The organism is Terrisporobacter sp. (genome assembly GCF_017888745.1).
GTDB lineage: Bacteria > Bacillota > Clostridia > Peptostreptococcales > Peptostreptococcaceae > Terrisporobacter.
Genome location: NZ_JAGHFM010000227.1, coordinates 1 through 7319, shown reverse-complemented (window position 1 = coordinate 7319; position 7319 = coordinate 1). Strand labels below are relative to the sequence as shown.

Below are 7319 nucleotides of genomic sequence, written 5' to 3'. Positions count from 1 at the left end.
ATTAGTAAAAATATAAAATATAGCGATTAGTTATAATGACATCAGGAGGAAAATATGAAACTAAAAAAAATGACAGCTTTAGGTGCAGCTATAATATTAACTTTATCAAGTTTAGTTGGTTGCGGAGATAATAAAGCAGAAACTAAAAAAGAAAATACTATAAAAATAGGTATGGTTTCTGATACTGGAGGAATAAATGATGAGTCATTTAATCAATCAGCATGGGAAGGGCTTCAAAAAGCACAAAAAGATTTAGGTGTAGAAATAAAGGTTATTGAATCGAAACAAGCATCAGAATATTTAGGTAATATAGAAACCCTAGCAGATCAAGGGATGGATTTAATCATAGGAGTAGGAAATACTATGGCTGAAGATATAAAAACTCAAGCAGAAAACTATCCAGATCAAAGCTTTGCAATAATTGATGAAAGTTATGATCAAATACCTAACAATGTAACACCAATATTATTTAGAGAAAATGAAGCAGCTTATTTAACTGGACTTATCGCTGGTAAAATGACAAAAACAAACAAAGTAGGCTTTATTGGAGGTATGGAAAATGCAGTTATATCTAGATTTGAATATGGATATAAAGCAGGTGTAAATGAAGCTAATAAAAATGTAGATGTTAATGTTCAATATGCAGGTACATTTGCAGATGCAGCTAAAGGAAAATCTATAGCTAATCAGATGTATTCAAATGGATCAGATATAATACTTTCTGCTGCTGGCGCAACAGGACTTGGAGCTATAGAATCTGCAAAAGAAAAAAATAAATATGCTATAGGTGTAGATAAGGATCAGAGTAGCTTAGCTCCAGAAAATGTACTAACTTCTGCATTGAAAAAAGTAGATGTAGGTGTTTATGATACTGTAAATGACCTTGTAAATGGGAAATTAAAAGGTGGCGAGTCAAAAGTATATGGTCTTGAACAAGATGGTGTTGGAATACCAGAAAGTAGTAAAAGTTTAGTACCTCAAGATATTTTAGACTATGTAAATAAAACAATAGAAAAAATAAAAAGTGGACAAATCAAAGTTCCTGCTACAAAAGAAGAATATGAATCAATGAAAAAATAATTGATATAAAACTTAATACCATATATAAAAAAAGAAAGCATAATGCTTTCTTTTTTTATGGAGATTTTTTATTTTAATTTTTGAAGAAAAAATTTATTTAACTAAGAAATAATTAAATGATTTTTTTCTTTAATTATTAAAGAAATTTTTTTATATGAGTTTTGCAACTTTAATAATTAACTATAGAATGAGAAAATACGATTGATTTTAAAATTGATTGCAAAATAATTCGATAAATAACATATTATTTACTTAGATGATGGTATAAAAATCATATATTTATATTGAAAAAAACTTAATATTAATATAATATAAAGGTATAATAGTTCGTATAATATAACGAATAATAAGTCGATAAAAATCCTAATTATAAACATGGGGGTATGTTATGAAAGTAGCAGTAGTTATGGGTTCAAAATCAGATTATCCTAAATTAGAAGAAGGGATAGGTTTATTAAGAAAATATGGTGTTGAAGTTTTAGTTAGAGTTTTATCTGCACATAGAACACCGAGAGAATTAGAAGAATTTATAAAAGAAATAGATGAAGAAGTGGATGTAATAATAGCAGCAGCAGGCAAGGCTGCACATTTACCAGGAGTAATTGCAGCAAATACTTTAATTCCAGTAGTTGGTCTACCAATAAAATCTTCTACAATGGATGGCTTAGATTCACTTTTATCTATGGTTCAAATGCCAAAAGGAATACCAGTAGCCACTGTAACAATAGATGCAGGTCTTAATGCAGCATTAATGGCAATGCAAATAATGAGTATAAAATATCCTAAACTAAAAGAGGATTTAAAAGATTATAGAGATGAAATGGCAAGAAAAGTATTAGAAGATGATATGAGTTTAAGGGGGTAAATAACATGTTATTATATGAAGGGAAAGCAAAAAAAATATTTAGTACAGAAAATGAAAATGAGTTTGTAGTTTACTACAAAGATGATGCTACAGCATTTAATGGAGAGAAGAAGGCAGAAATATCTTCAAAAGGAATATTAAATAATAAAATATCAACTATAATGTTTGAAGAATTAGCAAAAGAGGGAATAGAATCACACTTCATAAAAAGCCTATCTGATAGAGAAATGTTAGTTAAGAAAGTCGAGATTTTACCATTGGAGGTAATAGTAAGAAATATCACAGCAGGTTCATTCTGCAAAAGATACGGGGTTGAAGAAGGAATAGTATTAGACACACCTACATTTGAAATGTCATACAAAAATGATGAATTTGGTGATCCATTATTAAATGATGATCATGCAGTTGCATTAAAATTAGCAACAAGAGAAGAATTAGCATTTCTAAGAACTCAAACTTTAAAAATTAATGAAATAATGAAAAAGTTCTTCTTAAAAATGGACTTAAAATTAGTTGATTTCAAACTTGAATTTGGTAAAGATACGGAAGGCAATATTATATTAGCAGATGAAATATCACCAGACACTTGTAGACTTTGGGACGTAAATACAAATGAAAAGCTAGATAAAGACAGATTTAGGAGAGATCTTGGAGATTTAGTGCAAGGATACGAAGAAGTCTTATCAAGAATGAATAAATAATTTTAATCAGGAGGCATTTTATATGTGCGGAGTTGTAGGAATATACTCTAAAGATAAAGATATATCTAAGCAGTTGTACTACTCTTTATACTCTATTCAACATAGAGGTCAAGAAAGTTGCGGTATGGCAGTTTCAAATGGAGAGGAAATAAATTATTACAAAGATATGGGTCTTGTAGGTGACGTTTTTACACCTAAAAAGTTGGAGAAATTACAAGGTAATATGGGTATTGCTCATGTTAGATATTCTACAGCTGGAGGAAGTAGTTTTGCTAACTGCCAACCATTAGTAGGAAATGTAAGAAAAAGGAGACTTGCTTTAGCTCATAATGGAAACTTAGTAAATGCTCAAACTTTAAAGGATATGCTTGAAGAAGATGGGTATATGTTCACAAGTAATAGTGACACAGAAGTTATACTCTATATACTTGCTAGATACTATAAGGGTAATATAGTAGAAAGTTTGAAGCTTACAATGGACTATATTAAAGGAGCATATTCACTTGTAATTATGAGTGATGATGAATTGATAGGTGTTAGAGATCCATTTGGATTTAGACCATTAGTTATTGGGAAAAAAGATAATGATTATATATTTGCTTCAGAAAATTGTGCAATAGATATTTTAGGCGGAGAAGTAATTAGGGATGTTGAACCAGGAGAAATTGTAGTGATTAAAGACGGTGAATTAAAGTCATATAATTTCAGCAATAATTATAGATCAATGAAAAAAAGTTGTATATTTGAACATATTTATTTTGCTAGAAATGATGCAACGATAGATGATGTAAATGTTTATGAATTCAGAGTTAAATCTGGGGAAATATTAGCTAGCGATGATAATGTAAATGTTGATATGGTGGTACCAGTACCGGATTCAGGATGGCCAGGAGCATTAGGTTACTCTGCTGCTAGTAAAATACCTGTTACAGAAGCATTAGTAAAAAATAGATACGTAGGAAGAACGTTTATAAAACCTACTCAAGAAGAAAGGGAATTAGGGGTCAAGATAAAGCTTAATCCATTATCTCGTATTATAAAAGGAAAATCTATAGTTTTGGTAGATGATTCAATAGTAAGAGGAACAACTTCAAGATTATTAGTAAAATCATTAAAAGAAGCTGGTGCTAAAGAAATACATTTAAGAATAACATCTCCACCAGTTAAATATTCTTGTTATTATGGAATAGATACGCCAAATCGTTCAAAACTTATAGCTTCAAATAAGAGTATAGAAGAAATGAGAGAGTTCATAGGTTGTGACTCTTTAAAATTTTTAGATATAGAAGGTATGTTAAATGCAGTAGATGAGCCTTTTAATTTCTGCAAAGCATGCTTTGACGGAGATTATCCAGTTAAGAAAATAGATAAGGGGGAAGCAATGTCATGCTAACTTATGAGCAATCAGGAGTAAATATAGATGAAGGGAATAGAGCGGTAAATTTAATAAAAAATAAGATAAAAGAAACTTATGATAAAAATGTTATAGGTGACTTAGGAAACTTCAGTGGATTATATAGTTTAAAAGACTTTTTAACTATGAAAGAACCAGTATTACTTGCTGCAACAGATGGTGTAGGAACAAAACTTAAATTAGCTCAAATGATGGATAAACATGACACAGTAGGAATAGATTTAGTGGCTATGAGTGTTAATGATTTAATATGCCAAGGGGCTAAGCCCTTACTATTTTTAGATTATATAGCTATAGGAAAATTAGTTCCAGAACATATAGATAAAATTGTTGAAGGTGTAGCTAACGGATGCAAAATGTCTGGATGTGCATTAATCGGTGGTGAGACAGCGGAAATGCCTGGAATGTACAGTGAAGACGAATATGATTTAGCTGGTTTTGCTGTAGGTATAGCAGATAAGGAAAAAATAGTATCAGGAAAAGATGTTAAAAAAGGGGATGTATTAATAGGGATATCTTCAAGTGGTGTACATAGTAATGGATTCTCTTTTGTGAGAAAAATTTTCTTGGATACTCTTAAATACAATTTAAATGAATATAAAGAAGAATTAGGAATGACATTAGGAGAAGCTCTTTTAACTCCCACAAAAATATATGTTAAATTAGTTTTAGATTTATTAGAAAAACAAAATATAAAAGCTATTTCTCATATAACAGGTGGTGGAGTGATAGAAAATATAACTAGAGTTATACCAGAAGGATTAGGATTAAATATAAAAACTAATTCTTGGGATAAACCACCTATATTTGAAATGATAGAAAAACTTGATATGGTTGAAAAAAGAGAACTTCATAAATCTTTTAACATGGGTATTGGTTTAGTTTTAGTAGCTAACAAAGAAGATGCACAAGATATAGTTGATTATATAAATAATAACAATTTACAAAATGAAGTAGAGATAGATGAAAAATATAAGGATTTAATGAAAGATAAAGCTTATATAATTGGTGAAGTTGTAGATGATCACGAAGGTGTTGAGCTATGGTAAAGATAGGAGTTTTAATATCTGGAGGAGGAACTAATTTACAGGCTATTATAGATGGTTGTGAAAATAACACTATAAAGGGAAATGTAAAAGTAGTTATTTCTAATAAAGAAGATGCATATGGACTTCAAAGGGCTAAAAATCATGATATAAAAGCTATTTTTGAAAAAGAAGAAGATAAAATAATACAAATATTAAAGGAAAATGAAATAGATCTAGTAGTATTGGCTGGTTATTTAAAAATAATCAGTCCGAAACTAGTAAATGAATACAGAAATAGAATAATAAATATTCATCCATCATTAATACCAGCCTTTTGTGGTAAAGGATACTATGGTGAAAAAGTCCATCAAGGAGTTATTGATTATGGGGCAAAAGTAACTGGAGCTACTGTTCACTTTGTTGATGAAGGAGCGGATACAGGTCCAATAATAATGCAAAAAACTGTAGAAGTAAAACAAGATGACGATTCAAAAAAATTAGCAGCAAGGGTACTTAAAGTAGAACATGAAATACTTACAAAAAGTATAAGTATGTTTTGTGAAAATAAGCTGACTGTCGATGGTAGGAGGGTTTATATAAATGATTAAAAGAGCATTAGTAAGTGTAACAGATAAAACTGGTGTAGTGGAATTCTGTTCAGAGTTAAATAAATTGGGATATGAAGTTATATCTACAGGTAACACTTTTAAGATATTAAAAGAAAATGGTGTAAAAGCTATACAAATAGATGAAGTAACAAAATTCCCAGAAATATTAGATGGAAGAGTGAAGACTTTAAATCCATATATACATGGTGGGATTTTATATAAGAGAGATGATGAATCACATATTAAAACTGTAAAAGAATATAATATAAATCCTATAGACTTGGTAGTAGTAAATTTATATGATTTTGAAGGAACTTTAAAAGCAGGCAAATCTCATGAACAAATGATAGAAAATATAGATATAGGTGGACCATCAATGATACGTTCTGCTGCAAAAAACTATAAAGATGTAGCGATAATAGTTGATGTCAATGATTATTCTATGATTATAGAAAAACTAAAGACAGATACTTTAACTTTAGAAGATAGAAAAAGACTAGCTTACAAAGCATTTTCTACAACAGGTAGATACTATGCTCTTATATCAAATTATTTTGCTGGAGAAGTTAAAGATGAATATCCAGAAATATTAAACTTAACATTCCAAAAAGAACAAACATTAAGATATGGTGAAAATCCACATCAATCAGGTGTTTTATATAGCCAATCTAATGCTAAAAACCCAATATTAAATTACGAACAATTAAACGGAAAAGAGTTATCTTTCAATAATCTGAATGACTTACATGGTTGCTTAGAAGTAATGAGAGAGTTTAAAGACAATAAAGAAGTAGTGTCAGTAGCCATAAAACATACGAATCCATGTGGAGTAGGTCTTGGAAAAGATGCTTATGAAGCGTATACAAAATGTTATGAAGCTGATAAAGTTTCAATATTTGGTGGTATAGTGGGAATAACATCAACAATAGATGCTGAGACTGCTAAAAAATTAACTGAAATATTCTTGGAAATAGTAGTAGCTTATGATTTTACAGAAGAAGCATTAGAAATTCTTAGAACTAAAAAGAATTTAAGAGTTTTAAAACTTGCTAAAATAGAGGATAGCTTACAACCATGTGACATGAAGTATCTAGATGGAAAATTATTAGTTCAAGACAAAAATAATACTTTAGTAGAAAAATATGAAACTGTAACAGAAATTAAACCAACTAAAGAACAATTATCAGATATGGAATTTGGAATGAAAGTTGTTAAGAATATGAAATCAAATGCTATAGCAATAGTCAAAGACGGAGTGACTTTAGCGTTAGGATGTGGTCAAACATCAAGAATATGGGCATTAAAAAATGCAGTGGAAAATAATAAAGATAAGAACTTTGAAGGAGCAATACTTGCTTCAGACGCATTCTTTCCATTTGATGATTGTGTAACTTTTGCAAAAGAAGTAGGAGTAAAGGCAATTGTTCAACCAGGTGGTTCTATGAGAGACCAAGACTCTATAGATGCTTGTAATAAATATGATATGACAATGGTGTTTACAGGAATAAGACACTTTAAACACTAGGAGGTATATTAGGATGAATATATTAGTTGTTGGCGGTGGAGGAAGAGAGCACGCTATATGTTGGAAATTAAATAAGGAATCTAATGTAGAAAAAATAT

The 7319-nt window shown here is 29.7% G+C and carries 8 protein-coding genes; all 8 read left to right on the top strand.

The window, feature by feature from the left end; all coding sequences use genetic code 11:
- The first annotated feature begins 54 nt into the window (after positions 1-54).
- Complete coding sequence (locus J7G74_RS10775; RefSeq protein WP_297135129.1) at positions 55-1080, top strand: BMP family lipoprotein; 1026 nt, start codon at positions 55-57, stop codon at positions 1078-1080.
- Positions 1081-1468: 388 nt separating this feature from the next.
- A complete protein-coding gene (purE, locus tag J7G74_RS10770) occupies positions 1469-1945 on the top strand; it encodes a 5-(carboxyamino)imidazole ribonucleotide mutase (protein WP_297135127.1) in 477 nt (158 codons plus the stop codon).
- A 5-nt stretch (positions 1946-1950) separates the two neighbouring features.
- On the top strand, positions 1951-2646 hold the full coding sequence (purC, locus tag J7G74_RS10765; protein WP_297135124.1) for a phosphoribosylaminoimidazolesuccinocarboxamide synthase: 696 nt from the start codon (positions 1951-1953) through the stop codon (positions 2644-2646).
- Between the two features lie 22 nt (positions 2647-2668).
- Entirely contained in the window at positions 2669-4039 is a 1371-nt protein-coding gene (purF, locus tag J7G74_RS10760) for an amidophosphoribosyltransferase (RefSeq protein WP_297135122.1), read from the top strand.
- Complete coding sequence (gene purM / locus J7G74_RS10755) at positions 4033-5109, top strand: phosphoribosylformylglycinamidine cyclo-ligase (protein WP_297135120.1); 1077 nt, start codon at positions 4033-4035, stop codon at positions 5107-5109. Before purF ends, purM begins: the two co-directional genes overlap by 7 nt.
- On the top strand, positions 5103-5696 hold the full coding sequence (purN, locus tag J7G74_RS10750; protein ID WP_297135117.1) for a phosphoribosylglycinamide formyltransferase: 594 nt from the start codon (positions 5103-5105) through the stop codon (positions 5694-5696). The genes purM and purN overlap by 7 nt, the downstream gene beginning before the upstream one ends.
- The gene (gene purH / locus J7G74_RS10745) at positions 5689-7221 is read left to right on the top strand and encodes a bifunctional phosphoribosylaminoimidazolecarboxamide formyltransferase/IMP cyclohydrolase (protein WP_297135116.1); all 1533 of its coding nucleotides are present in this window, start codon (positions 5689-5691) and stop codon (positions 7219-7221) included. The genes purN and purH overlap by 8 nt, the downstream gene beginning before the upstream one ends.
- A gap of 13 nt (positions 7222-7234) precedes the next feature.
- A partial coding sequence (locus tag J7G74_RS16815; RefSeq protein WP_297135132.1) for a hypothetical protein occupies positions 7235-7319 on the top strand: 85 nt, incomplete at its 3' end.